Origin of the sequence: Oryzobacter telluris (genome assembly GCF_043099285.1) — a bacterium.
Taxonomy (GTDB): Bacteria; Actinomycetota; Actinomycetes; order Actinomycetales; family Dermatophilaceae; genus Oryzobacter; species Oryzobacter telluris.
The window spans coordinates 976,551-1,001,678 of the sequence record NZ_CP170723.1 but is presented as its reverse complement, the minus strand read 5'-3'; the positions used below and the strand labels follow the sequence as shown (position 1 = coordinate 1,001,678).

The following is a 25,128-nucleotide window of genomic DNA, read 5'->3' as shown; positions in this document are numbered from 1 at the left end:
GGTCAGTGCCTCACTTGATCAGGCCGAAGAGGATCGCGAGCGGCGGGAGGAGGAAGCCTCCGGCGACGACGACGGCGGTGACGACGCCGATCGCCTTGGCGCGGCGGTACGCGGCGGGGGTGCCGGTCCAGCCGAGGGTCTGCTGGGCGCTGAAGACGCCGTGCGCGAGGTGCAGCGCGAGGGCGAGCATCGCCAGGACGTAGATGAGCGTCATCCACGGCACCTGGAAGCTCGCGACGACGAGGCGGTACGGGTTGTTCTCGACGTCGGGGCCGTTGGCGTTCGCGTTCGGCGAGATCTTCAGGATCGTGAAGTGCAGCAGGTGCCACGCGATGAAGAGCAGGAGGAACAGCCCGCCCCAGCGCATCCACGCCGTCTTCATCGCGGCCTTGCCTGCGGCGTACTTGGCGCGGCGTGCGTTGCCGGCGCGCGACCACAGCGAGAACGCGGCGTAGACGTGCCCGACCAGGCTGGCCAGCAGCACCACGCGGATGACCCACAGCAGGCCCCCGTAGGGGAGCATCGGCTCACCGAAGGTGCGCAGGTGCTCGGCGTAGGTGTTGAACGCCTCCTCGCCCCCCAGCGCCTTGAGGTTGCCGTACATGTGGAGCAGGACGTACCCGACGAACACCAGCCCGGTCGCCGCCATGAGGATCTTCAGGGCGATGGTGGTGCGGCGGGCCGTCGCCGGACGCGGAGGTGCTGATGTAGTGGCCACGACGGTCAATGTAGTCGGGGCGACGGACACCAGCGAGGCCGGGCGAAGCCTGAGGACTGTGAGATTGGCCCGGTTACCACTTGGTACTAGCCGACCGGGGCGACGAGCGGGCTCACCGGGGCGAAGTTGCCCTTGCCCGGGACCCCGTTGACGTCGACCGTGCTCATCGCGTACTGGAGGATGCCGAAGGCCATGGCGTCGGCGTTGACGTCGAGGGCCTCGTCGTTGGAGTTGTCGACGTCGTCGCAGGCCTGGTGGTAGCAGGGGTCGTAGGGGATGCCTGCGGTGCCGCCCCAGCGGGTGGCCTCCTCGACGGTCTTGACCCCCTCGGCGCCGGTGAAGAGCCCGCCCGCCGGGATGCCGGCCGCGATGAAGGGCCCGTAGTCGCTGCGGCCGGTGAAGTCGGTTCCCTTCCAGGGGATCCCGCGCTGCGAGTAGAACGCCTCGAAGGTCTTCTCGATGCGCGCCGATCCCTCGGGGCCCGGACCGGCGCCCACGGCATCGCTGTCGTCGCCGTCGTAGACGAAGAAGACGTGGTTGGGCGAGCCGACCATGTCGAAGTTGAGGTACAGGGCGATGCGGTCGCGGTCGGCCTGCGCGAGCGTGCTGACGTAGTGCGTCGAGCCGAGCAGGCCGGACTCCTCGGCGCCCCACCACGCGAAGCGGACCCGGTTGGTGGGGTCGACCCCGGCCATCTGCACGGCGACCTCGAGCAGCGCCGCCGCGCCGGACCCGTTGTCGTTGATGCCCGGCCCGGCGTTGACGGAGTCGAGGTGGGCGCCGGCCATCACGACGTTGTCGGGGTTGCCGCCCTGGGTCTCGGCGATGACGTTGGCGGTGGTGGCGGGTCCGCGCAGCGTGGCGGTGCGCACGTGGAGGACCAGGCCCGAGGTCGCGGCCAGCTGCGCGCCGAGCTCCTGGGTGACCGAGACGACGGGGATGTCGAGGGCGAAGTCGGCGCCGAGGGTGGCGTCGAGCGCACCTCCGGTGTTGTTCGTGATGACGACGGCCGTGGCCCCCGCCGCCGCCGCGTTGGTCGCCTTGAGCGCGAAGGTGCACGAGCCGCGCGGGACGAGGGCGACGGCACCGGCCGGGAAGCCCGCGAAGTCGGTGGCCTCGCAGCCCGGCGTCGGGTCGGCGGGGAGGGCGAAGACCGGCGCAGTGACGTCGCCGCTGCCGGAGTACGACAGGACCGCCGTGGCCAGGACCGCCGGGTCCGGGGCGACCCGCTCGAGGAGGGTGGGGGTGGTGGTGACGAAGGTGTTGACCGTGAGCTCCTGCACGGTGGGCGTGTAGCCCGCGGCCCGCAGGGTGTCGACGACGTAGGCGACGGACGCGTCGTAGCCCGCCGTGCCCGAGACCCGCGTGCCCCCGTGCTGGGTGGCGATCTCCTGCAGCGCCTCCCGGTGCGCGCGGACCCCCTCGACGGTGACGCACTCGGCGAGCTTGGCGTGGGTGTTGTTGACCCGGTTGGCGCACGCCTCCTCGGTCGCGGCCTGCGCGGGGGACGCGACCGACAGCGCGACGACGCCGGCGGCGATGACGCCACCGGCGCGCAGCAGGCGTCGGGTCATGCGGTCCTCCGGGGTGGGCCGGGGCCCAGGTGGGCTGATGCCCTGACGGTAAGCCCTGACCCCGACAGGAGGGAACCCGGGAGCGTGAGGGAAGTGACGCGAGGGACGTGGCGTCAGGGCCGTTCGGCCACGCGCGCGGCGAGCACGGCGTCGTACAGGGCCTTGCGCGACAGTCCCGTCTCCGCCGCCACCTCGGCGCACACGTCCTTGAGCCGCTCCCCCGCCGCGACCCGCGCCCGGATGCCGTCGAGCTCGCTCGCGACGTCGGTCACCGGGCCGGTGGCCCCGGCGACGACGACGGTGATCTCGCCGCGCACCCCCTCGGCCGCCCAGGCGGCGAGCTCGGCCACGGGACCGCGGCGGACCTCCTCGTAGGTCTTGGTCAGCTCGCGGCAGACGGCGGCGGGGCGGTCGGGACCGAACGCCTCGGCCATCGCGGCGAGCGCGCGGTCGAGGCGGTGCGGGGCCTCGAAGAAGACCATGGTGCGCGGCTCGCGGGCGAGCGCGGCGAGGGTGCTGGCCCGCTCGCCGTTCTTGCGCGGGAGGAAGCCCTCGAAGCAGAACCGGTCGACCGGCAGCCCGGACACGGCGAGCGCCATCAGGACCGCCGACGGGCCCGGCACCCCCGTGACCCGGATGCCCGCCTCGACGGCGGCGCTGACGAGCCGGTAGCCCGGGTCGGACACCGAGGGCATGCCGGCGTCGGTGACGACGAGGACGCGGTCGCCGCGGCGCAGGCGCTCGACGACGTCCGGGGTGCGCTCGGCCTCGTTGTGCTCGTGGAAGGAGATGACCTTCCCGCCCGGCTCGACGCCGAGGTCGCCGCACAGGCGGCGCAGGCGGCGGGTGTCCTCGGCCGCGACGACGTCGGCCGTGCGCAGCTCCTCGGCGAGCCGGGGGGCGGCGTCGCGGGGGTCCCCGATCGGGGTCGCCGCCAGGACGAGGACGCCGTCGCTCATGGGGCGATCCTCGCACGCGGGCCCTCCAGCGGGCTCACCTAGGCTGACCCGGTGACCCGGACCGACGAGCTGCGATCCCGCCTGCTCGGGTACCGGCCCACCGACCGGCTGTGGGGCTGGCTGGGTCCGGGGCTCATCGCCCTCGTCGGGGGAATCCTGCGGTTCTGGTCGCTCGACCGGCCGCACGCCCTCGTCTTCGACGAGACCTACTACGTCAAGCAGGCGTACTCGCTGCTCCACCACGGCGTGGAGATGCGGGTGCTCGGCTCGCTGAAGAAGCCCGACGACGCGTTCGTCAGCGGGTCGCAGGACGTCTTCTCCACCATCGACGGCGACTTCGTCGTCCACCCCCCGGTGGGCAAGTGGGTCATCGCGTTCGGCGAGTGGCTGCTCGGCTCGGGCTCCGGGTGGGGCTGGCGGTTCTCCGTGGCGCTGCTCGGGACCCTCTCCATCCTCATCGTGGGGCGGGTCGCGCGGCGGATGTTCGGGTCGACGGCGCTGGGGTGCGTCGCCGCGTTCCTCCTCGCGTTCGAGGGGTCGCACTTCGTCATGTCGCGCACCGGCATCCTCGACATCATCGTCATGTTCTTCGCGCTCTGCGGGTTCGCGGCGCTGCTCGTCGACCGGGACCGCAGCCGCGAGATCCTCGCCGAGAAGGTCGGGGCGCTGCCGCGCGGGACGTGGGCGCAGGGGGCCGGGCCGTGGCTCGGCTGGCGGCCGTGGCGCTGGGTCGCCGGGCTGTCGCTCGGGCTGTGCACCGGCACCAAGTGGTCGGGGCTGTTCTTCCTCGCGGTGTTCGGCCTGCTGTCGGTGTGGTGGGACATGGGTGCGCGCCGGGCCGCGGGGGTCCGTCGGTGGGGGCGCGGAGCGCTGCTCAAGGACGGCCCGTTCGCGGCGCTGGCGATGGTGGGGACCGCGGCCGTGGCCTACACGCTGTCGTGGTCGGGCTGGTTCCTCACCGACAAGGGCTACCACCGGCAGTGGAACACCTTCCACCCCGGCGAGGGGGTGCAGTGGCTGCCCCCGGTGCTGCGCAACTGGGTCAAGTACCACCAGGACGCGTATGCCTTCAACACCACGCTGCAGACCCCGCACCCCTACCAGTCGAACCCGTGGTCGTGGATGCTGCAGACCCGGCCGACGTCCTTCTACTACGAGTCGCCGACCCTGGGGGTCGACGGCTGCACGGTCGACAGCTGTTCGTCGGCGGTCAACCCCATCGGCACGATCTCGGTGTGGTGGGTCGGGATCGTCGCCCTGCTCGTCGTCCTCTGGTGGTGGGCCGTGCGGCGCGACTGGCGCGCCGGGGCGATCGTCGCCGGCGTGGCCGCGGGGTACCTGCCGTGGTTCGTCTACCAGGACCGCACCATCTACACCTTCTACGCCGTGGCGTTCGAGCCGTGGGTGGTGCTCGCCATCGCGTTCGGCGTCGGGCTGTTCGTGGGGCAGCGGTCGCAGGATCCCGAACGATGGCGACGGCGCTGGCTCGTGGTCGGTGGCTACCTGCTGCTGACGCTCGCGCTCTTCGCGTTCTTCCACCCCGTCTACGTCGCCGACACCATCCCGTACTCGCACTGGCGCTGGCGGATGTGGTTCCCCAGCTGGATCTGAGGCGGATCTCCACACGACCTCCACAGGTCCACCCCACGCCCTCCAGCCCGGTCGCCCTAGCGTCGTCGGCATGACGACCACGCTGCTCCGGCCCACTCCTCCTCGTCCCGACGGGACGGTCGCGCGATGAGGTCCGCGGCCGCCTCGTACCGCCTCGGGCTGCTCCTCGCCCTCGGCACCGCCCTCTTCCTCGCGCTCGGCTCGGGCGCCCTCGGGATCATCGGCGACGGGCGGGCCGACCGGGCGTACCTCGCCGTGCTCGCGGTGCTCGCCGTGGGCAGCATCGCCGCCCGGTTCCGCGCTCCCGGGATGGCGCTGGTCCTCCTCGCGGCCGCGGTGGCGCAGGTGGTCGTCCCGCTGGCCCTGGTCGCGGGCGGCGCTCCGGGCACCCAGGGGGTGTCCCTCCTCGACGTCGCGGGGCTCACCGTGCTGTTCGGCGGGATGTTCGCGACCTCGGCCTGGCTCTTCCGGCGGGCGGCCGACCGCGAGGGGCGCGCCGGGGTGGGCGCCCGGAGCTGACGTCGCGGCCACGCGCCGCGACCTCGGGGTCGGCGGTGGTGTCGGTGGTCGCGGCTAGGTTCGGTGCATGTTCCTCCTCGGCGACGACCAGCGGCTGGTGATCAGCGCGAGCGACCTGCGCACGGCCTCGGCGTGCGAGTTCGCGCTGGTGCGTGCCCTCGACGTCGCCCTGGGCCGGGCCGTCGCCGCCCCCTCCGCCGACGACGCCATGGCCGAGCGGGTCATCGCGCTGGGCAACGAGCACGAGCAGGCCGAGCTGCGCCGCCTGGTGTCGGCCCACCGCGGCCGGGTCGTCCAGTTCGACCGGCCCCGCTACACCCGGGCGGCCCTCACCGAGGCGCACGACCAGACCGTCGCGGCCCTGACCTCCGAGGCCGAGGTCGTCTACCAGGCCACCTTCTTCGACGGCGGCTTCGTGGGCCACGCCGACTTCCTCGAGCGCACCGCCGACGGCTGGCTGGTCAGCGACACCAAGCTGGCCCGCCGCGAGAGCGTCCCGGCGCTGCTGCAGATCGCCGCCTACGCCTCGATGCTGCGCGACTCCGGCGTGCCCACCGCCCCGTTCGCGCGGCTCGTCGTCGGCAGCGGCGACGTCCGCGACTTCGAGCTCCACGACATCCTCCCGGTCTACCTCGCGCGCCGGCAGCGCCTCGACTCCCTGCTCGCCGAGCACCACGCGTCGTCGGAGGCGGCGGCCTGGGGTGACCCGCGCTGGCTCGCCTGCGGCCGGTGCGAGGTGTGCGAGCCCGAGGTCGAGGCCGCCCGCGACCTCCTCGTCGTCGCGGGCGTGCGCGGCCCCACCCGCCGTCGCCTCATCGACGCGGGCGTCCGCACCATCGACGACCTCGCCGTGCGCACCGAGCCGGTGCCCGAGGTGCGCACCTCCACCCTGCACCGCATCCGCGAGCAGGCCCGCCTCCAGCTCGAGCAGGAGCGCGACCCCGCGGGTGGCGTGCGGTTCGAGGTCACCGACCTCGAGTCCCTGCACCGGATGCCGGCGCCGTCGCCCGGCGACGTCTTCTTCGACTTCGAGGGCGACCCGCTGTGGTCCGAGCCGGGGTCCAGCACCTGGGGGCTCGAGTACCTGTTCGGCTGCCTCACGGTCGATGCCGTCGGAGAGGGTTCCGGCACACCGGACTTCGCCCCGTTCTGGGCGCACGACAGGGTCGAGGAGCGGCAGGCGCTGATCGACTTCGTCACCTGGCTCGACGCCCGGCGGCGCCAGTGGCCCGATCTCCACGTCTACCACTACGCCCCCTACGAGACCGCGGCACTGCTCCGGCTGGCGGCCCGCCACGGGGTCTGCGAGGACGAGGTCGACCAGCTGCTGCGCGACGGGGTGTTCGTCGACCTCTACGCCGTCGTCCGCTCGGCCATCCGGGTGTCGCAGCGCTCGTACTCCATCAAGAAGCTCGAGCCGCTGTACATGCAGGCCCGCGAGGCGGCGGTCACCAACGCTGCCGACTCGATCGTCGTCTACCACCAGGTCATCGCCGCCACCATCGCCGGCCGCACCGACGAGGCGCGCACCCTCCTCGACGAGATCCGCGACTACAACCTCGACGACTGCGTCTCCACGTGGCGGCTGCGCGACTGGCTGCTCGCCCGTGGTGCCGAGCAGGGCGCAGCACCCGAGGCCCTCGCGGCCGGGGCCACCGGGGTGGCCGAGGCACAGGCCCCCAGCGACCAGCGCCTGGCCCTGATGCGGCTCGAGTCGCTGCTGCGCGACCGGCTCCACGGCATCCGGCCGCACGAGCGCACGCCCGAGGAGCAGGCCGTCGCGCTGGTCGCGTCGTCGGTGCTGTTCCACGCGCGCGAGGACAAGCCGGTGTGGCAGGCCCACTTCGAGCGGCTGCGCACGCCCGTGCGCGACTGGCGCGCCGCCGACGGCGTCTTCGTCGTCGAGGACGGTGCCGTCGTCGAGCCGTGGAACCTCCCCCCGCGGGCGCGCTCGGCCCGGCGGACCATCACCCTGTCGGGAGAGCCGATGCGCAGCATCCCGCTCGTTCCCGGCGCCGAGGTCAGTGCGGTCTACACCGACCCGGCACCCGAGGGCATCGTCACGCTTCCCGGGCACTGCAACGCCCGCTCCACGGCGACGGTGCGCATCCTCGAGGCCACCGAGTCCGAGGGGCCCAACGGTCGCTTGCACCAGGTGCTGCTCGTCGAGGAGCTCCAGCCCAGGAACGGGAACGACCACACCACGCTGCCCGTCGCCCTCGTGCCGTCGAGGATGCTGAGCACCCGCCCCATCGACGACGCCCTCGCCGAGGTCGCGCAGTCCGTCGTGGACTCCGGCGACCGGCTCCCGCCCACAGCCGGCATCGACCTCCTCGTCCGCCGGCCGCCGCGCCAGCGCGACGGCGGCCCGCTCCCCGTCGTCGGGGAAGGCGAGGGTCGCCACGTCGAGTCGATCTCGGCGGCCCTGCTGGGCAGCGACTCCTCCTACCTCGCGGTCCAGGGCCCACCCGGCACGGGCAAGACCTACGTGGCCTCGCACGTCATCGCCCGGCTCGTCCTCGAGCACGGCTGGCGGGTCGGGGTCACCTCGCAGGGGCACAAGGCCATCGAGAACGTCCTGCACGCGGTCGTCGCGGCAGGCGTGCCGGCCGACCAGGTCGGCAAGGCCAGTCGCGAGCCGGCCACCGCCACGTGGACCTCGCTCGAGAAGGCCGACGACCTCCCCGGGTTCACGGCCCCCCTCGAGCGCGCCGGCCTGGGGTACGTCGTCGGAGGCACCGCCTGGGACCTCACGAGCACCAAGCGGGTCCACCGCGACCAGCTCGACCTCGTCGTCGTCGACGAGGCCGGCCAGTTCTCGCTCGCCAAGACGCTCGCGTGCTCGGTCGCGGGCTCGCGGCTGCTCCTCCTCGGCGACCCGCAACAGCTGCCGCAGGTCTCGCAGGGCACGCACCCCGACCCCGTCGACGCCTCGGCGCTCGGCTGGCTCATCGGTGACGAGCCGGTGCTTCCGCCCTCCCTGGGCTACTTCCTCGAGACCACCTGGCGGATGCACCCGGCCCTCACCGAGCCGGTGTCCCGGCTGTCCTACGCCGGGCAGCTGCGCTCGCACGAGCCGGTCACCGGGTCGCGCACGCTCGAGGACGTCGAGCCCGGGCTGCACGTGCGGCTCGTCGACCACCACGACAACTCCACCTGGTCGCAGGAGGAGGCCGACGTCGTGCGCGACCTCGTGCACGACCTCCTCGGCCGCACCTGGCACGACCCGGCGGAGAAGGGTCCTGACGGCGCCCTGGTCGGGCCGCGGCCGCTGCGTCCCGCCGACGTCCTCGTCATCACGCCCTACAACGGGCAGGTCGGACGGCTGCGGCACACCCTCGACGACGCCGGCCTGGTCGACGTCGCGGTCGGCACCGTCGACAAGTTCCAGGGGCAGGAGGCGCCCGTCGCCATCCTGTCGATGGCCGCGTCGTCCCACTCCGACGTCTCGCGCGGCATGGGCTTCCTCCTCGACCGCCACCGGCTCAACGTCGCGGTGTCGCGGGGCAAGCACTCCGCCTTCGTCGTGCGCTCCGAGGTGCTCACCGACTTCGCGCCGCGCACCCCCGACGAGCTCGTCGCCCTCGGGGCCTTCCTCGGCCTGTGCGAGAACGCGGTCACGACCGCGTCGGTCGCGCCCCGGGAGGCGTTGGCGGGCGCCTCGGCCTGACCCACCGAACGGCCCATCCTTGGCCCATCCACCTGCGCGTATGGCGGAACCCTGAGACGATTCCCGGGTTCCTTACCAACGCAGGGGTCCGTCCGAACGGGGATGGTGTGGCGTTGTCGACAGGCCTGCGCGCGGTGCTGCTGTTCCTGGGCGCCCTCTGGTGCTCCTACCCCCTCCTGCCCTCCGGCGCGCCGCGCGACGTCGCCTACGACGTCCTGGCCGCGGTCTGCGTGGGCGTCGGCCTCCTCGCCGCCCGCCACCTCCCCACGCCCGTCCGGCGCGGGTGGATGCTCGTCCTGCTCGGCTTCGGCGGGTGGGTCCTCGGCGACGTCGTGTTCTCGCTGGAGCAGGACCTCCTGCGGCTCGAGTGGTACCCCGCCCCGAGTGACGCCGTCTACCTCGCGTCCTACGCCGTCATCGCCGCCGGCCTGTTGCACCTCGTGCGCGGTCGGCAGAACCGCTCCGACCCGACCCCGCTCCTCGACGCCGCCATCGTGGCCGTCGGCTTCGGGATCGTCGTCGGCACCTTCCTCATCGCGCCCATCGCCGCCGACTCCTCGCTGTCGGTGGCCGGGCGCCTCGCGGCATCCGGCTACCCCGTGGCCGACGTCCTGCTCATGGGCGTCGTGGTCCGGCTGTGGACCACGGTCGGGGCGCGGACCCCGGCCCTGCGCTGGCTCGTCGTCGCGGTGATGGCGACCCTGGTCGCCGACCTGGTGTGGTCGGTCATCGCGCTGCGCGACCCCGGCGCCCACAGCGCCTCCTGGCTCGACATGCTCTGGCTGCTCGGGTACCTCGGCGCGGCGATGGCGGCGGCAGCGTCCTCGGCGACGTACCAGCAGACGTCCCACGTCCCGCGCGAGAACACGACGTCGCCCCAGCGCCTGATGGTGGCCCTCGGCGGTGGGCTCGTGCTCCCCGGCCTCACCCTCCTCGTCGACGGCGCGCTCGGCGGGCAGATCGCCTGGCGGCTCGTGGCCGTCGGGTCGGTGGTCCTGTCGACCCTCGTCATCGTGCGGCTGGGGATGCTCGTGCGGACCGTCGAGGTGCAGGCCGTGCAGCTGGCCGCGCTCGCCCGCAGTGACGGCCTCACCGGCGCACCCAACCGCCGCACCTGGGACCACGAGCTCGGCCGGGCCTTCCAGCAGGCCGGCGACACCGGAGGCCGCCTCTCGGTCGCCCTCATCGACCTCGACCACTTCAAGCGCTACAACGACGAGCACGGGCACCAGGCGGGCGATCTCCTCCTGCGCGAGGCCGTGGCCGCGTGGACCGGCCTGCTGCGTCCGGGTGAGCTCCTCGCGCGGTACGGCGGCGAGGAGTTCGGGCTGCTCCTGCCCGGCTCCGACGCCGACCAGGCCGCCCAGCGCCTGGAGCTGATGCAGGGCCTCACCCCGCGCGGGCAGCGGTTCTCCGCCGGCGTGGCCGCGTGGCTGCCCGACACCGAGCCCGCCGCCATCGTCGAGCTCGCCGACCGAGCCCTCTACGACGCCAAGCACGCCGGCCGCGGCTGCGTGCGCATCTCCCACCGCGCCTACGACGCCCCGGCGATGCAGCCCGTGCAGATCGCGCTCCAGCCGATCGTCGACCTGCTCGGCGGGGACACCGTGGGGCACGAGGCGCTCAGCCGGTTCGCCGACGGCAACCCCGAGGTCGTCTTCGCCCAGGCCCACCGGGCCGGGTACGGGCCGCAGCTCGAGGCCGCGGCCATCCACGCCGCGCTCGCGCAGCGCCCCGCCGACGGCTACCTCTCGGTCAACGTCAGCGTCGAGGCGCTGGTCAGCGCCGAGGTGCGCTCGGTGCTGCCCGCGGACCTGCGCGGCATCGTCATCGAGATCACCGAGCAGACCGACACCGCGGGCTGGGACGACGTCGCCGCCGTCGTCAGCGACTGGCGGGCCCGCGGCGCCTCCATCGCCGTCGACGACTGGGGCCGCGGCTACTCCAACGTCGAGCGGATGATGCGGCTGCGCCCCGAGGTGGTCAAGCTCGACCGCAGCCTGCTCACCGACCTCGACGACGTCACGAGCCGGGAGGCCCTGCGCGCCCTCGCCGAGTGGGCCCGCAGCCTGGGGGCGAGCGTCTGCGCCGAGGGCGTGGAGACCGCCGGGCAGTGGCACACGCTGCGCGACCTCGGCATCCAGCTCGGCCAGGGCTACTACTTCGGGCGCCCCACGATCGGGACGCCGGTCACCGCCCGGCACGAGGTGCTGTCCGAGCCCACGCGGGGCTGAGTCACTGCCCGGTGCGGCCGTCGATGCACTCGCGCAGCAGGTCGGCGTGGCCGAGGTGGCGCGCGTACTCCTCCACCAGGTGCACGAGCACGTCGCGGACGCTGACGACGCCGTCGTGGTGCGACACCTCGCGGCCGAGGTCGTCGCCGGCGAGGTCGTCGAGCCAGGCGTCGGCGGCCGCGACCTCCCGGTTCCACGTCGCCCAGGCGTCGGCCACGACGGCCGGGTCGGCGACCGCGCCGGTGAAGTCCCAGTCGCGGTCGTCCTCGCGCCGGTAGAGGCGCCGGCCGTCGACGCCGCGCAGCGTGCGCTGGAACCACTGGTTCTCCACCGAGGCCAGGTGCCGGACGAGGCCGAGCAGGCTCATCGTGCTCGGCGGGACCGAGCGCCGGGCCAGCTGCTCGGCGTCGAGGTCCTCGCACTTCATCGTCAGCGTGGTGCGGTAGTAGGTGAGGTACTCGCGGTAGGTCGCCAGCTCTCCTTGCGGGTTGCCGGTCTGGCGCGGGTCGTTCTCGGGCGTGGTCCACATGTCGCTCACGAGGCCCCACCCAACCCCGCCGCGAGGTGCGCGGCAAGCCGGGAAACGCGGAACGGGCCGGACGTGGTGTCCGGCCCGTGCCGTCTTCGGTGGAGCTGAGGGGATTCGAACCCCTGGCCTTCTCATTGCGAAGGCCTCCGGGGCTTTCGTCGCCAGTGGTCACGTGCTCAGCGGGGTCGTGGTTCGTCTGGTCCGGGTGCCTTCGCTGCAAGGTCGGGGGTACACGGGGGGTACACGAATCGGACCCTCGATGACCACTCCGAGCCAGCGACCCGATAGCGGAGCAGGTCGCTCGACGCAGTGGGCGTGTCCAGGGTGGCCGGAGGCCATCACGCAGTGACGCGAAGCGCCCTTGACGCGTCCCGGAGTCGAGCGGACAGTGACGCGTCGGGTTGGTGGCGACTGGCGAGCTGACCGCGCCTGGTTCCCGAGTAGATGGTCGGGGCCTGCGGTTCGCCGCCGCGCCCGGAACGGCCGCCAGGCCGCATGCCCGGCACGGCGGCGGGCCGTAGGCCCGCGCGCCGGAGGCGCGCCTTGAACCAGTAAGGAAAGTTCTCACGGCACACCGGGCGACCTGCTGGATCTTCACTCACATGCCGATGTGGGGAAGGCAGCGCAGGCGCTGGGCACAATAGGAGTCATGGACGTGGTGGATGCGGCCGTCATTGCGGTGGTGGTCTTAACCTTCGCATCGGGCTTGCTGTACCGATTGCGACGAGACGTCCTCGGGCCCCTTGGCAAGCGAGGAAGGCTGCTCGCATTCGCAGCACTGGGGATCTTCCTCGGTTGGATCATCCCGCTCAACGTGGGGAGTCCGGACGGTTGGGCATCGCGCCCGGCGGTTGCTGTATCCGTCGTGGCACTGGAGGCCGTCATCCTCACTGCCCTGATCGTCGACTCAATGAGAGCCGGCCGCATCGCGGGACGCCACGCCAAGAACTGACCTGCGGGACGCGCTCGGTCATGCCGCTGTCGGGACCGGGACGCTACTGGGTTCCGCTGCTGTTCGGCGAGCAGTCCAACTCCTCGCCGTCTGGGTAGCGCACGGTCGTTGGCTCGCCGAAGATCGCGAACCGCGCCTCGCCCGTCAGGCCGATGTCGGGTGTAGATCCCGTGCCGGCCTGGACGTGGAAAGAAGCCACTACGTCACCTCCCCTGGTGTCTACGGAGGGGCTGATGCGTTCGTTGGCTCCATACGTGTACGACAAGACCAGGGTCTGACCATCGAATCTGCACGAGTCGAAGTGCTGGTCGCTGCCGGCCGATGCAACTCGATACCAGCCGACGCTCGTGACGAGCAGGCCAACCGCCAACACCCCGACGATGATGTACCGAAGCACGCGCATAGCTTGGAGTGTCGCAGGACCAAACGCACTCACATGCCGCGAAGAGGGACGCAGCCACGCATTTCCCCAGAACAAGGCCCTTGAGGGACCTTCTTGAGCGGGAGGCTGTACCTGTGTCTCAGCGCGACCTGGCGCCCGTTCGGTTCACCAGCGACCCTGGGCCCGCGTCAAGGTGCCATAGCCAGGCACTGCAGCAGCATCCGATGACCCTGCTGTTCGAACGGTTCGTCGCCGACCTGGTAGGCCCAGCATGCGGTGCCGATTGCTTCGCGAAGCAGCGTCCGACGCCAAGCACCTGGCTCACGCGGGTCGGCACCATAGCCGGCGAGGAAGGCGGCCTCGAGGTCGGTCCGGCCGTCCCACTGTTGCCGGCTTAGCCGCGCCAGATCCGTGAGGGCTGGGCGCCAGTCGGCCCGACCGAGGTCGATAACAAGAACACAGCGACCGTCGACCAGCCAGTTACGTGGCTGCCAGTCGCCATGTGTGGGAACGAGCACCGCCGGCGGTCGGTCATGGCCGGCGATGACCTCTCGAACGCGCGCCTCGGTGCGCGGGTCGATGCGGTGATCGCCAACCAGCCATCGCAGCGCGCGGGCATCCATCTGGGTCTCGTACTGGTCATCGATCCTCGATGCTTGCCCGTGCAACGCGGCAAGTAGTGCACCAGCCTGCCGATGAGTCTCCGGGTCGGTCGCCGCGCTCGTGCCGTCCGCCAGGACCCCGGGTAGGTATTCGAGGACGAGGACGTTGAGGTCGCGGTTGTGGCGGAGCAGGCGGCCGACCCGGCCTTCACTCAGCCACGGGGCCGTGAACTCCAGGTGCCCGGTGATCTCCCGCCACAAATGGTGGTTCTTCGGGCCTGCAGCCTTCACGATGACCTCGCCCTTGGCCCAGCGCAGATGTAGAACGGTGGTGTCGACCAAGCCCCAACTGAGGTCGGCAACGATGCAGGCCCCGGGGAGCCATTGGTCGACCAGTTGCTGCTGCTCGGGGTTGAGAGGCACCCCGGAAGGTTAGTCCGTGACGCAACTCGACGACGCCGACGGGAAACTCGAGCTACGCCCCAAGTCTGGCTACAACCGCGCCCGCTATTCATGCGACTCAGGGCCGCTTGGACGTGTCTTTCAACGTCCGGATATGCCGCGGAGAGGGAAGGCGCTCCTGCCGCGGATAGCGCTTTGGCTCGGAACTTCGTTATCTCCGCGGCCCGCTGAGACGCTGGGTCCGGTAGGTACGCCTCAACATCCATACCGACAGTGCCATGGCGGCCACCCCGAGCAGGAGTAGCCCGCCGGAGCCACCACTTCTGCAGGATGAGGCGGCGGCATTGGCAGAATCCACGCAGGTGCCGGACTGGCTCGCGAGGGCAGCAACGACGAGCACGACCGAGGCGGCCAAGCCGATCCACCACGTAACGAGTCTGGTCACGCGGACATCCTCCCCTTCCGCCTTCGTGGCGTCAGTGTCCTGCCGGTGTGTCCTAGTTCGACTTCTAGTGGAACGAACGGATGCCGCGCTGTCACCTTGGTGGGAGCGGACACAGCGCAACCCACGCGACACGAGCAGCGCACTTGGGAGTCGGCTCCCCACCCGGCCAGCAGCCGGAACACCTCGAGACGCCGGACATCGAACTCAACCCCGTGCTGAGCCCGCTTCCGTCTCCTGAGCGATCCCAGGGGCTCGAGACGCATCGGTGATTGGCCGCCCAGGACCGGGTGTGCCGGGTGACGGGTCGCACTAGTCATCCGGCACACCCTCCCGGGAAGGGGGTGGCCGACATGACGCGCGCGAAGGTCAGCGCAGTCTGGGACGCCGTCGCCGACGCCGGCGCCCTGAGCCCCGGTTGGGGCGGCCTGCCCGGAACCGATGCCCTCACCCACGCCCAAGTGACGGAACGGCTGCAGTCCGCGGACCTTGAGCAGTGGACGTCGGCCGCGGCCCGGGTCGGGTTCTGCAGCAGCCCGGTCCGGCTGGTCGGCCACTCGGTAGCTGTCAATCGCACCAGCGGTGAAGTGGTTCGCCAGTACGCCTCGGCCGACGAGCCCGGTGGGGTCACCTTCTTGCGGTGCGGCAACCGCCGAGCCGACCGGTGCCCGTCGTGCTCACGGCTGTACGCAGCGGACACCTTCCACCTGATCCGGGCCGGGGTGGCCGGCGGCAAGGGCGTGCCGGAGTCGGTCGCCGAGAACCCCCTGGTGTTCGCGACGCTGACCGCGCCCTCCTTCGGTGCGGTCCACGGCCGCCGTGCTCACCGCCGCTGCCGGCCCCGCGCAGGTCCAGCGGCATGCTGCGAGCACGGGCGGCCCACGGCCTGCTTCGAGGTGCACCAACTCGACGACCCGCAGCTCGGGCAGCCGCTGTGCGCGGACTGCTACGACTACGAGTCGCACGTGCTCTGGCAGTGGTGGGCGCCTGAGCTGTGGCGCCGCTTCACCATCGCCCTCAAGCGCCGCCTGGCGCAGTTGCTCGGGGCCGACCTGGGCGACATCGCGAGCCTGCAGTACGCCAAGGTCGCCGAGTACCAGGTCCGCGGCGCCGTGCACTTCCACGCCCTGATCCGCCTCGACGGCCCACAGGCAGGCGACGGATTCGCCCCAGCCCCGAGTGAGATCACCGCCGGCCTTCTCTCCGAGGTCGTCGAACAGGTCGCCGCCGAGGTCACCCTCGCCGCAGCCCCGGTCACCCCGGACGGCACCACCCTGGTGCTGGCGTTCGGCGCACAGGTCGACACCCGTGTAGTTCGCGCCTCCCGGCGCACGGACGACCCCGATGGCCCGCTCAGCGCCGAGCAGGTCGCCGGCTATCTGGCCAAGTACGCGACCAAGTCCGCGACCGACACCGAGACCCGCGACAACCCCCACCTGCGGCGGCTGCACGCCATCGCCCAGCGCCTGGCCGCCCAGGCCGGCGCGGCCCAGGACCCCAACAGCCCGTACCTGCTTCTGGGCCGGTGGGCGCACACCCTCGGCTTTCGGGGCCACTTCTCGACCAAGTCCCGCCGCTACTCCGTCACGCTCGGGCGACTGCGCCGGGCCAGGCAACGAGCCCAGATCCACATCGCCACGGCCGCGCGCGCCGGCACGACAGTCGACCTGCGCGACCTCGAGGCCGAGCTGCTCGCCGACGACACCGACGAGGCGACGCTGGTCATCGGGTCCTGGGCGTACGCCGGCAGCGGCTGGGCCAACGCCGGCGAGACAGCCCTGGCCACCGCCGCAGCCGCCCGGGCGCGCGAGTACGCCCGGCGCCGAGCCTGTGCACGACGCGAGACACAGAGCGCCTGATCGTCCGACACTGGGAAGGGGTGAGAGGGATGACGACGACGAACGAACCGGATCTGCGACCCGACGGCCTGCCGATCATGATGACCACCGGCGAGGTCGCCGAGCTCCTGCACGTGGACGCCTCGACCGTGTGCCGCTGGCGACAGACCGGGACCGGGCCGCGGGTGACCTGGCTCAGTGCCCGGATGCCGCGTTACCAGCGGCGGCACGTCGCGGCCTGGATCGAGCGGATGTCGCGGTGACCGTCATCAAGCTGCCCTCGGGCAAGTTCCGTGCCGTGCTCAAGGTCGGCCGGGTCTACGCGGCGAGCCGATCCTTCGCCACGAAGCGGGACGCACTGGCCTGGCTCGCCCGGGAGCGGGCCGCCCTCGCCGGCGGAGTCGACCCACGCGCCGGCCGGGCCACCGTGCGCGCACTCCTGCCGGTATGGCTCGAGGAGCGCCAGCACGCGGTGTCCCGCAAGACCTACGTCTCGGACCGGGCCTTGCTCAGGCTCGTGCCCCACTCCCTCGCCGCCCTGTCGGTGAACGCCGTCACCGACCGCGAGGTGACCCGGGCCCTGGTCGGCCTCACCAAGGACGGCCTCGCCGAGGCCTCGGTCCGCCGGTTCCGGGCCTCGCTGTCCTCGTTCTTCGCGTGGGCGGTGCGCGAGCGGCTCATCCTGACCAACCCGGTCCTCCGCACCCTGGTGCCCCGCTCCGGCGGCCCCCGCGTCGAGATGTACCCGTTCAGCGAGGACGAGCTCGAGCAGGTGCACCAGCTCGCCGCCGCCCGAGACCAGCAGCTTGCCGACGTCATGCTGGTCGCTGGGTGGACCGGGCTGCGGTGGTCCGAGCTGCGGGCGGTGCGGGTGCGTGACTTCGTCGAGGTGCCGATGCCGGCCCTGGTCGTCCAGCGCGCCGCGCCCGAGGGCGTGCAGGTGAAGACGACCAAGTCCGGCCGGTCCCGACGGGTCCCGGTCGCCGATCGGGTGCTCCCCCTGGTGAGGGCCATGGCCGCCGGGCGACAGGCGGACGCGCCGCTGTTCGTCACCGCCACCGGCCACGTGCTGCACGCGACGGCGGTCAAGCGCACCCTCGACTGGTCGGTCGTCGCCCGCGGCCGCCGAATCCACGACCTGCGGCACACCGCGGCCTGCCTGTGGCTCGCCCGCGGTGTCGATCCGAGCACCGTGCAGGCCTGGATGGGCCACGCCTCGATCGCAACCACGAACCTCTACCTGCACCACCTCGGCACCCCCGCCGACCGCGCAGGTTTGGACCGTCTGAACGCCCCGGGGTACACGGGGGGTACACGAACCGAGGTCGGGCACCAATGACAACGACGAAACCCCGCCCGATCAGCCACGTTCATGCTGGTCGGACGGGGTTCCCGTCGGGTGGAGCTGAGGGGATTCGAACCCCTGACCTTCTCATTGCGAACGAGACGCGCTACCAACTGCGCCACAGCCCCGAGTGCGGGAGCAACGATAACACCAGCGCGAGGGCTCCCCGAAACCGGCTCGGGGGCAGCCGGGTCCGCCCTCGCGCACCCCTCGACAGGGGTCGGGTCAGGGGTTTCCCGGGCAGGCTTCGTCGGTCCCAGCGCCTACGATCGCGGCATGCCGTTCCGCCTGCCGATGCCCTCTCGCAAGGGGAGCGGCCCCGCCGACCTCCCCACCTCGCTCGTCGACCCGGGCGGTGCGACGCCGTGGTCCACCTCCCCCGCGCGGCCCCCGCAGTGGTCCGTCCCCCGGGGCGTGCGCACGGCGAGCGAGTGGGCCTGGCGCGGACTCGTCATCGCCGCCGGCGTCCTCGCGGTGCTCGCCCTCACCGCACTGCTGTCCGAGGTCGTCATCCCGATCATCGTGGCGCTGCTCCTCGCCGCGCTGCTGATGCCGGTGCACCACCTCCTCTCGCGCGTCATCCCGCGAGGCTTCGCGGCCGGTGTCACGGTCCTCGGCACCATCGCTCTCGTCAGCGGGATGTTCTCGTTCGTCGGCTCGCAGCTCACCAGCCAGCTCGACGACATCACGACCAAGGTCACCGAGGGCGTCGACCAGGTCCGCGGGTGGGCCAACGCGACCTTCGGGCTCACCGACAGCCAGATCCAGGAGTACCTCGACAAGGCGCGCGACGCGCTCAGCTCCGGCAACCTCAACAACACCCTCGCGTCCGCCGGCCTCACCGCGACCCACATCGTGGCCGGGTTCTTCCTCGCCCTGTTCTCGCTGTTCTTCTTCCTCTACGACGGCGAGACCATCTGGGGCTGGGTGGTCCGCCTCTTCCCCCGCGGCGCGCGCGAGAAGGTCCACTCCTCCGGGCTCATCGCCTGGGACCAGCTGGGGGCGTTCACCCGCGCCACGATGGCCGTGGCCGCCGTCGACGCGACCGGCATCGGCCTGGGCGCGGCCATCCTCGGGGTGCCGTTCGCCTCCGGCATCGCGCTGCTCGTCTTCTTCGGCGCCTTCATCCCGGTCGTCGGCGCCGCCGTGTCCGGCGGTGTGGCCGTGCTCCTCGCCCTCGTGGCCCTCGGCCCGATCCAGGCGCTGATCATGCTCGGCATCGTCATCGGCGTGCAGCAGCTCGAGAGCCACGTCCTCCAGCCGTTCCTCATCGGCCGGGTGATGCGCATCCACCCGCTCGCGGTCATCCTCGCGATCGCCACCGGCATCATCCTCGCGGGGATCCTCGGTGGCCTCATCGCCGTGCCCACGGTCGCCGTGCTCAACGCCGTGGGCCACCACCTCCTCGACGGCCCCGAGTCGGCCGACGACGTCCCGCCCGGCGAGGCCCGCACCGCGCCCGAGACGATGTCGCCCGCCGAGGCCGAACAGGCGCAGGAGGAGGCCGACGACGTCGAGGAGCGGGTCGAGCAGGCGTCGCAGGAACGCCGCGACGACCGCGACTGACCTCGGCCCCACCCGTCGCCTCGTGGCGCCGCTCGCGCCCGGCCCCTCATCGGGTCGAGGTGAACCTCGACCCTGAGGCGGTCGAGCATCACCTCGAATGCCGGTGGTGTGCAGCCGGGTCGAGGTGATGTCCGACCCTGTGGCGGTCGGGTTTCACCTCGAACCGCGGGTGGTGGGTGCCCGGATGACGAGGCGACGCCGCCACCGATCCTGCAGGGTGGACCGGTGGCGGCGTCTCGTCCGCGACAGGGGCGGGTCTCAGGCGCCGGCGACTCGGCGCTGCTCGTAGGTCTCGTCGACCGACTCGCGCACCACGGGTGCGGGGTCGGGGGTCACGGCGGCCGGCGGCACCTCGGGGTGGTACGCCTTGGCCTTCATCGTGTACGTGGGCCGCGGCACGGGGACGGGGTCCCAGGTGAGCGGGATGTCGTCGTCGACCTCGATCGGGACCATGACGTCCGGCCCGGGAGCCTGCGCGACGGGAGCCTGCACGACCTCCTGCGGGGCGAGCTCGGCGACGGCGGCCGAGACGTCGTAGACGACGTCGGCCGGGGCGATGACCTCGCTGGCCACCGTCACGACCTCGGCCTCGACGGGTGCGGCAGGAGCGGGAACCTCAGCAGCGGGCTGCTCGGTCCGGCGCACCGTGGACGGGCGCTGCGCGGTGCGCGTGACGACGGGGACGGTGCTGCGCAGCCGCTCGAGGTCGGCCGCGCGGCGACGGTGCGCCCGGGCGAGGGCATCCTCGGTGCGCGCACCGGAGCGGACGAACGCCAGGGCCGCGCCCAGCGCCACGGTGGCGGGCGCGAGCGCCCAGACCGGCAGCAGCGACAGCGACACCAGCGGCACGATGACGACGAGCTCGGCGAGGGCCACGAGGAAGAGGAGCCCGCGGACGCGACGGCCGGGACGGACCTGCGGGGCCGGGCGGGGGGCCGCCGCTCGACGCGCGGCGGGGGCCGCGACCGGCGCGGGCCGGACCGGCTCGACGCGGTCGATGCGCTCGGTGACGGTGCCCGGAGCAGGGGGCTCGGCGGCGACCGCGCGCTTGACCATCACCTGGGGGCGGGCGGCGCGAGCGGGGTGCACGGCGTACGAGCGCGGGGCCGGCTCGGAGAGGTCGGTGTGCGGCAGGGCGTCGCGGCGCTCGAGGACGCGCATCGCGGTGCTGAACTGGTCGACGGACCGGGCGGTGGCCACGTGGTCGCGCCGGCGGACCCAGTACTGCACGAAATAGGCAGCCCAGACCCCGAGGAGGACGAGGAAGATGAGGCTCGACGGGGACTGCACGTCACGACCGTAGGGGCGCGTCGCCGTCGGACGCCGGACCCCCTTCGGTGTGTCGCGCAAGTGACTGTTGTGACGAGTGGTTCGAGAGCCCCGCTGGCCGGTCGAGCATCCGGGAGAGCCGGTCACGCAGCGACTCGCCCCCGAGGTCCTCCGTGGTCAGCGCGAACGACAGGTGGTCGCGCCACCGCCCGGCGATGTGGAGGTAGTTCGGCCGCAGCCCCTCCTCCCGGAACCCGAGCTTGTGCACGACCGACAGGCTCGCCGTGTTCTCGGGCCGGATGTTGACCTCGATGCGGTGCATCCCGACCGTGCCAATGAGGTGGTCGCCGGCCACCGCGAGCGCGGTGGGGGTCACGAGCTGGCCCGCGACCGAGCGGCTGACCCAGTAGCCCGCGAAGCACGACCGGAACGAGCCCAGGACGATCGAGCCCATCGACATCTGCCCGACGAGCCGGCCCTCGACCTCGATGACGAGCGGCAGCGCCCGCCCGAGCCGCCCGTCGGCGTCGTACTGGGCGACGAGGTCCTCGAAGGTGCGCCCGGGCGCGTCGGGGTCGGGCGCCGTCGCGTCCCACGGCTCGAGCCAGGCCGCGTTGGCCCGGCGCACCGACTGGAAGGTGGCCGCGTCCTCGAGGGCGAGCGGTCGAAGGACGAGGTCGATGCCGGTGGGGGTTCGCCCCTCGAGCCGGATCGGCCACTGCCAGCTGGGCTCGGGCACGGCCAGCGGACCCACCCCGCTGTCGGCAGGGCGCGGTCGGCGCAGCCGCTGCCACATCAGTGGTCGCCGCCCCGGACCTGGCTCAGGGCGTGCGGGAGCACGTCGGCCAGCACGGCGAGCGCGTCGCGCACTCCGCCGGTGGAGCCGGGCAGGTTGACGACGAGCGTCCCGCCGGCGAGCCCGGCGAGCCCGCGCGAGAGCACCGCGGTGGGGACCCCGGCGGCCACGCCCGTGGCGCGGATCGCCTCGGCGAGGCCGGGCACCTCGCGGTCGAGGAGGGGGCGGGTCGCCTCGGGGGTGCCGTCGGTGGGGGTGAGCCCCGTGCCGCCGGTCGTGAGGAGGAGGTCGGGGCCGGTCGCCAGCGCGGCGGCCAGGGCCTCGACCACCGGCGGTCCGTCGGCGACGACCGTGGCGTCGGGCACGGACGCGCCCCACCCCCGCAGCGTCTCGACGATGAGGGCTCCACCGCGGTCGGGGTAGACCCCCGTCGCGGCGCGGGTCGAGGCCGTGACGACGACGGCGGTGCGACCGGCCAGGGGTGCGGTGGCGGCGACAGCAGGCGCGACGTCGTGACCGGGCTGGGCAGGTCCGCCGGTGGGGTGCGAGGCGTGCGGCCCGTGGCCGTGGCGCGCGTCGTCGCCGCTCACGTCGTCTCCTCCCAGTCGCCCGAGCGGCCGCCCGACTTCGCGGTCACCCTGATGTCGGTGATCCTCGCGTGCTTGTCGACGGCCTTGACCATGTCGACGAGCGCCAGGGCGGCCACCGAGACGGCGGTGAGCGCCTCCATCTCGATGCCGGTGCGGTCGGCGGTGCGCACGACGGCCCGGATCTCGACCCCGTCGTCGACGACGTCGAGGTCGACCTCCACGGCGTGGACCGCCACCGGGTGCGCCAGGGGGATGAGCTCGGGGGTGCGCTTGACCGCCTGGATGCCGGCGACCCGCGCCACCCCCAGCGCGTCACCCTTCGGCACGACCCCGTCGCGCAGGGCGGCCACGGCCGCCGCCGAGAGCAGCACCCGGCCGGCCGCCGCGGCACGACGGGCGGTCACGGCCTTCCCCGAGACGTCCACCATGTGCGCCGTGCCGTCGGAGCGCACGTGGGTGAGCCCGGAGACCGAGGGCCGTGGGGTGTCGGTCGGGTCAGAGGCCACGGTCGCGGTCCTTCCCCAGCAGCGGGATGCAGCGCACCCGGTCGCCGGGCTCGACCCGCGCGACGTCGGCGGGGACGAGGGCCAGGGCCGTGGCCCCGGCGAGCGCGCCGAGGACGTGCGAGCCCTGGCCGCCGGACGGACGCACCCGCCCCTCCTCCTCGATGACGCGGGTCAGCTCCACCTTCCCGGCCGCCGCCCCCCACGCGGTGTCGGCGACGGCCTCGAAGGCGCCGTCGGTGTCGGGGTCGAGGCCGGCGAGCCGGCGCAGCGCGGGCAGGACGAAGACGTGGAACGAGGCGAGCGAGCTGACCGGGTTGCCCGGCAGGGTCACGGCCGGGGTGCGCGAGGGCCCGACGACGCCGCACCCCTGCGGCATCCCCGGGCGCATCGCGACCTTGACGAACTCGACGCCCCCGTCCTCGACGAGCACCTCCTTGACCGTGTCGTACACGCCCATCGAGACACCGCCGCTCGTGACGACGAGGTCTGGCCCCCCGGGCAGGTCGCGGAGGAGGGCACGCACGGCGTCGGCGTCGTCGCGGAGGTGGACCGCGTCGGCGACGTCGGCGCCCGCGGCCTCGACGAGGGCCCGCAGCATGACGAGGTTGGAGTCGATGATCTGGCCGTGCTCGACCTGCGACCCGGGCGGCACCAGCTCGTCACCGGTGGAGACGACGAGGACGCGCGGTCGCGGGTGCACGACGACCTCGGCGGCGTTGACCGCGGCGGCGAGGGCCAGGTGGCCCGGGCCGAGCCGCGTCCCCACCGGCAGGACGACGTCACCGGTGCGCACGTCCTCCCCCTGGCGCCGCACCGAGCGCCCGGGCTCGGGTGCGAGGTGGAGGGCGACCTGTTCGGCCCCGCCGTCGCTCAGCTCGACGGGCACGACGGCGTCGGCGCCCTCGGGCATCGGGGCGCCGGTCATGATCCGCATCGCGTGGCCCGGCGCGAGGACGTGGCGGGTGGTGTCACCGGCGGCGATGTCGGCCTCGACCGGGAGGACGACCGGCTGGTCGGGATCGGCGCCCTCGAGCTCGTCGGCCCGCACGGCGTAGCCGTCCATCGCCGAGTTGTCGAAGCCGGGCAGGTCGACGGCCGCGGTGACCGGCTCGGCCAGCACGAGCCCGAGCGCCTCGCCCACCGCGACCGCGCGCGGAGGGAGGGGGGCGACGAGGTCGAGGACGGCGGCCCGGTGGTCGGCCAGCGACCGCATCACACCTCGCCCTCGAGGTGGGCGCCGTCGGGGATGGTGCGCGGCCCTCCGGACGAGGCCACGGTGACGTCGCCGGTGCACACGACGTCGGCGCCGAAGGTGGCGTCGGCCAGGACCCGCAGGCTGGTGCACTCGCGGATCGAGGGCACCCCGCGCGGGAAGCGCGCCTCGAAGCCGTCGACGAGCTTGTAGGCCTTGCCGAGGTCGACGAACGGCTCGGCGTGGTCGATCGTCGACTCGACGGCCGACTCGCCGGTGAGCCGGTAGAGGTCGGAGCGGAGGAGCAGCAGCTCGTTGGTGGTCTTCACCGGCCGGAACCGGGTGCGCGGCACGGCAAGTGCGCGCGAGCCCTCGAAGACCTCGACCGCCGCGCCCATCGCCGACTCGACCTGGATCACCGGCGTGGAGTCCGAGCGCGTGGGGTCGACCGTCTTGCGGTTGACGATGATCGGCAGGCCGAGGACGCCGTCGCGCTCGGCGAGCCGGGCGGCGAGGACGTCGAGGTCCACCCAGAGGTTGTTCGCGTGGAACCACGGGTGGCGCTCGTTGTCCTGGAAGTAGTGGTCCTCGCCGTCGACGACCATCGCGCTGTCGCGCAGCACGAGCCGGCCGTCGGACTTGCGCACCGCGAGGTGCCCGCCCTTGCGGTCGTTGACGGTGCGCTCGCACACCTCGGTGACGTACGGGATCCCCTCGGCCGCCATCCAGGCCGGGACCGCGCCGTCGCAGGTGGCGCCGAGGTTGTCGGCGTTGGAGAGGAACGCATAGCGAAAACCCCTCTCCCGCAACGTGTCGAGCAGTCCGGTCGTCTGGAGCGCCACGTAGATGTCGCCGTGCCCCGGCGGGCACCACTCGAGCTCGGGCTCGTCGGGCCACTCCACCGGCGAGAGGTTGTCGGCGCGCAGCTTGGGCTCGCGGTTCTGCACGAAGTCCAGCGGCAGCCCGTCGACGGTGAGGTCGGGGTAGGCGCCGAGGATCGCCAGCGACTCCTCCCGGGTGCGGAACGAGTTCATCAGGACCAGCGGCGTCGACGTCGAGTGCCGCTCGCGCAGCGCCAGCACCTGCCGGGCGATGACGTCGAGGAAGGTCAGCCCGTCGCGCACGACGAGCGCCGACTTCGGCCCGCGGATCCCCATGCTCGTGCCGAGCCCGCCGTTGAGCTTGATGACCGCGGTGCGCGCCAGCGCCTCCGCGACCGCGGCGTCGTCGGGCCGCACGTCGTCGAGGTGCGGCACCTCGACGAGCGGGTCGATGGTGTCCTCGGGGATCGTCCCGGCGACCTGCTCCTGGAGCTGCTGGTGGTAGTGCGCGAACACCTGGACGGCGAGGTCCGGCACGCCGGCCTCGCGCATCTTCGCCGTGGCGGCGTTCAGCCCGTCGCTGGTCATGGCGCCCACCCTACGATGCAGGG

Annotated in this window: 21 protein-coding genes and 1 tRNA gene; 9 read left to right on the top strand and 13 right to left on the bottom strand. The window is 72.9% G+C overall.

Annotated features, from left to right (window positions below; all coding sequences use genetic code 11):
* Positions 1–10: 10 nt before the first annotated feature.
* The 3 genes from ACFLFB_RS04505 to rsmI all read right to left on the bottom strand — a co-directional run bounded on the left by ACFLFB_RS04505 (position 11) and on the right by rsmI (position 3,251).
* Positions 11–718: a succinate dehydrogenase cytochrome b subunit gene (locus ACFLFB_RS04505; protein ID WP_392544509.1), complete on the bottom strand. Its 708-nt coding sequence runs from the start codon at positions 716–718 to the stop codon at positions 11–13.
* An 86-nt stretch (positions 719–804) separates the two neighbouring features.
* A complete protein-coding gene (locus ACFLFB_RS04500) occupies positions 805–2,292 on the bottom strand; it encodes a M28 family metallopeptidase (protein WP_392544508.1) in 1,488 nt (495 codons plus the stop codon).
* A 113-nt stretch (positions 2,293–2,405) separates the two neighbouring features.
* Positions 2,406–3,251, bottom strand: a complete 846-nt coding sequence (gene rsmI / locus ACFLFB_RS04495; RefSeq protein WP_392544507.1) for a 16S rRNA (cytidine(1402)-2'-O)-methyltransferase — start codon at positions 3,249–3,251, stop codon at positions 2,406–2,408.
* A gap of 51 nt (positions 3,252–3,302) precedes the next feature.
* Between rsmI and ACFLFB_RS04490 the strand changes: the two genes are divergently transcribed.
* The 4 genes from ACFLFB_RS04490 to ACFLFB_RS04475 all read left to right on the top strand — a co-directional run bounded on the left by ACFLFB_RS04490 (position 3,303) and on the right by ACFLFB_RS04475 (position 11,285).
* Entirely contained in the window at positions 3,303–4,862 is a 1,560-nt protein-coding gene (locus ACFLFB_RS04490) for a dolichyl-phosphate-mannose--protein mannosyltransferase (protein WP_392544506.1), read from the top strand.
* Positions 4,863–4,988: 126 nt separating this feature from the next.
* A complete protein-coding gene (locus ACFLFB_RS04485; RefSeq protein WP_392544505.1) occupies positions 4,989–5,381 on the top strand; it encodes a hypothetical protein in 393 nt (130 codons plus the stop codon).
* Between the two features lie 67 nt (positions 5,382–5,448).
* On the top strand, positions 5,449–9,051 hold the full coding sequence (locus ACFLFB_RS04480) for a TM0106 family RecB-like putative nuclease (RefSeq protein WP_392544504.1): 3,603 nt from the start codon (positions 5,449–5,451) through the stop codon (positions 9,049–9,051).
* 107 nt (positions 9,052–9,158) lie between these two features.
* Positions 9,159–11,285, top strand: a complete 2,127-nt coding sequence (locus ACFLFB_RS04475; RefSeq protein WP_392544503.1) for an EAL domain-containing protein — start codon at positions 9,159–9,161, stop codon at positions 11,283–11,285.
* A gap of 1 nt (position 11,286) precedes the next feature.
* Here ACFLFB_RS04475 and ACFLFB_RS04470 read toward each other — a convergent pair whose 3' ends face one another.
* Entirely contained in the window at positions 11,287–11,814 is a 528-nt protein-coding gene (locus tag ACFLFB_RS04470) for a DinB family protein (RefSeq protein ID WP_392545381.1), read from the bottom strand.
* Positions 11,815–12,463: 649 nt separating this feature from the next.
* On the opposite strand from ACFLFB_RS04470, the gene ACFLFB_RS04465 reads away from it, so the two are divergent.
* Positions 12,464–12,766 (top strand): hypothetical protein, encoded by a 303-nt coding sequence (locus tag ACFLFB_RS04465; RefSeq protein WP_392544502.1) that lies wholly within the window; start codon positions 12,464–12,466, stop codon positions 12,764–12,766.
* A gap of 43 nt (positions 12,767–12,809) precedes the next feature.
* On the opposite strand, the gene ACFLFB_RS04460 is transcribed toward ACFLFB_RS04465, so the two are convergent.
* Both ACFLFB_RS04460 and ACFLFB_RS04455 read right to left on the bottom strand, forming a co-directional pair.
* Positions 12,810–13,163 carry a hypothetical protein gene (locus ACFLFB_RS04460; protein WP_392544501.1) on the bottom strand — a complete coding sequence of 118 codons (354 nt, stop codon included), beginning with the start codon at positions 13,161–13,163 and terminating at the stop codon, positions 12,810–12,812.
* Positions 13,164–13,336: 173 nt separating this feature from the next.
* Complete coding sequence (locus tag ACFLFB_RS04455) at positions 13,337–14,173, bottom strand: aminoglycoside phosphotransferase family protein (RefSeq protein ID WP_392544500.1); 837 nt, start codon at positions 14,171–14,173, stop codon at positions 13,337–13,339.
* Between the two features lie 774 nt (positions 14,174–14,947).
* Here ACFLFB_RS04455 and ACFLFB_RS04450 point away from each other — a divergent pair.
* From ACFLFB_RS04450 to ACFLFB_RS04440, 3 genes are read left to right on the top strand one after another with little or no spacing between them, the layout of a single operon-like run.
* Positions 14,948–16,453 carry a replication initiator gene (locus ACFLFB_RS04450; protein WP_392544499.1) on the top strand — a complete coding sequence of 502 codons (1,506 nt, stop codon included), beginning with the start codon at positions 14,948–14,950 and terminating at the stop codon, positions 16,451–16,453.
* A gap of 29 nt (positions 16,454–16,482) precedes the next feature.
* Positions 16,483–16,695: an AlpA family transcriptional regulator gene (locus ACFLFB_RS04445; protein WP_036830041.1), complete on the top strand. Its 213-nt coding sequence runs from the start codon at positions 16,483–16,485 to the stop codon at positions 16,693–16,695.
* Complete coding sequence (locus ACFLFB_RS04440; RefSeq protein WP_392544498.1) at positions 16,692–17,771, top strand: tyrosine-type recombinase/integrase; 1,080 nt, start codon at positions 16,692–16,694, stop codon at positions 17,769–17,771. Before ACFLFB_RS04445 ends, ACFLFB_RS04440 begins: the two co-directional genes overlap by 4 nt.
* A gap of 61 nt (positions 17,772–17,832) precedes the next feature.
* Here the strand turns inward: ACFLFB_RS04440 and ACFLFB_RS04435 are convergent.
* Positions 17,833–17,905: transfer RNA gene (locus ACFLFB_RS04435), tRNA-Ala, on the bottom strand.
* 148 nt (positions 17,906–18,053) lie between these two features.
* Between ACFLFB_RS04435 and ACFLFB_RS04430 the strand changes: the two genes are divergently transcribed.
* Positions 18,054–19,343: an AI-2E family transporter gene (locus ACFLFB_RS04430; RefSeq protein ID WP_392544497.1), complete on the top strand. Its 1,290-nt coding sequence runs from the start codon at positions 18,054–18,056 to the stop codon at positions 19,341–19,343.
* A gap of 258 nt (positions 19,344–19,601) precedes the next feature.
* Here the strand turns inward: ACFLFB_RS04430 and ACFLFB_RS04425 are convergent, their stop codons facing one another.
* The 6 genes from ACFLFB_RS04425 to ACFLFB_RS04400 form a co-directional block, all read right to left on the bottom strand.
* Entirely contained in the window at positions 19,602–20,633 is a 1,032-nt protein-coding gene (locus tag ACFLFB_RS04425; RefSeq protein WP_392544496.1) for a hypothetical protein, read from the bottom strand.
* Position 20,634: 1 nt separating this feature from the next.
* Entirely contained in the window at positions 20,635–21,351 is a 717-nt protein-coding gene (locus tag ACFLFB_RS04420; RefSeq protein ID WP_392544495.1) for a GNAT family N-acetyltransferase, read from the bottom strand.
* Positions 21,352–21,407: 56 nt separating this feature from the next.
* Positions 21,408–21,887 carry a molybdenum cofactor biosynthesis protein B gene (locus ACFLFB_RS04415; protein WP_392545380.1) on the bottom strand — a complete coding sequence of 160 codons (480 nt, stop codon included), beginning with the start codon at positions 21,885–21,887 and terminating at the stop codon, positions 21,408–21,410.
* A gap of 107 nt (positions 21,888–21,994) precedes the next feature.
* Positions 21,995–22,504 (bottom strand): cyclic pyranopterin monophosphate synthase MoaC, encoded by a 510-nt coding sequence (gene moaC, locus ACFLFB_RS04410; RefSeq protein ID WP_392544494.1) that lies wholly within the window; start codon positions 22,502–22,504, stop codon positions 21,995–21,997.
* Positions 22,494–23,717: a gephyrin-like molybdotransferase Glp gene (gene glp / locus ACFLFB_RS04405; RefSeq protein ID WP_392544493.1), complete on the bottom strand. Its 1,224-nt coding sequence runs from the start codon at positions 23,715–23,717 to the stop codon at positions 22,494–22,496. Before glp ends, moaC begins: the two co-directional genes overlap by 11 nt.
* Entirely contained in the window at positions 23,717–25,105 is a 1,389-nt protein-coding gene (locus ACFLFB_RS04400; RefSeq protein WP_392544492.1) for a UTP--glucose-1-phosphate uridylyltransferase, read from the bottom strand. Before ACFLFB_RS04400 ends, glp begins: the two co-directional genes overlap by 1 nt.
* Positions 25,106–25,128 lie beyond the last annotated feature (23 nt).

What these genes read in the sequence shown, in the direction of transcription:
- ACFLFB_RS04500 (WP_392544508.1), bottom strand. Translation starts at nt 2,292, where the DNA reads ATGACCCGACGCCTGCTGCGCGCCGGTGGCGTCATCGCCGCCGGCGTC.
- rsmI (WP_392544507.1), bottom strand. Translation starts at nt 3,251, where the DNA reads ATGAGCGACGGCGTCCTCGTCCTGGCGGCGACCCCGATCGGGGACCCC.
- ACFLFB_RS04485 (WP_392544505.1), top strand. Translation starts at nt 4,989, where the DNA reads ATGAGGTCCGCGGCCGCCTCGTACCGCCTCGGGCTGCTCCTCGCCCTC.
- ACFLFB_RS04480 (WP_392544504.1), top strand. Translation starts at nt 5,449, where the DNA reads ATGTTCCTCCTCGGCGACGACCAGCGGCTGGTGATCAGCGCGAGCGAC.
- ACFLFB_RS04470 (WP_392545381.1), bottom strand. Translation starts at nt 11,814, where the DNA reads ATGTGGACCACGCCCGAGAACGACCCGCGCCAGACCGGCAACCCGCAA.
- ACFLFB_RS04465 (WP_392544502.1), top strand. Translation starts at nt 12,464, where the DNA reads ATGGACGTGGTGGATGCGGCCGTCATTGCGGTGGTGGTCTTAACCTTC.
- ACFLFB_RS04450 (WP_392544499.1), top strand. Translation starts at nt 14,948, where the DNA reads ATGACGCGCGCGAAGGTCAGCGCAGTCTGGGACGCCGTCGCCGACGCC.
- ACFLFB_RS04445 (WP_036830041.1), top strand. Translation starts at nt 16,483, where the DNA reads ATGACGACGACGAACGAACCGGATCTGCGACCCGACGGCCTGCCGATC.
- ACFLFB_RS04430 (WP_392544497.1), top strand. Translation starts at nt 18,054, where the DNA reads ATGCCGTTCCGCCTGCCGATGCCCTCTCGCAAGGGGAGCGGCCCCGCC.
- glp (WP_392544493.1), bottom strand. Translation starts at nt 23,717, where the DNA reads ATGCGGTCGCTGGCCGACCACCGGGCCGCCGTCCTCGACCTCGTCGCC.
- ACFLFB_RS04400 (WP_392544492.1), bottom strand. Translation starts at nt 25,105, where the DNA reads ATGACCAGCGACGGGCTGAACGCCGCCACGGCGAAGATGCGCGAGGCC.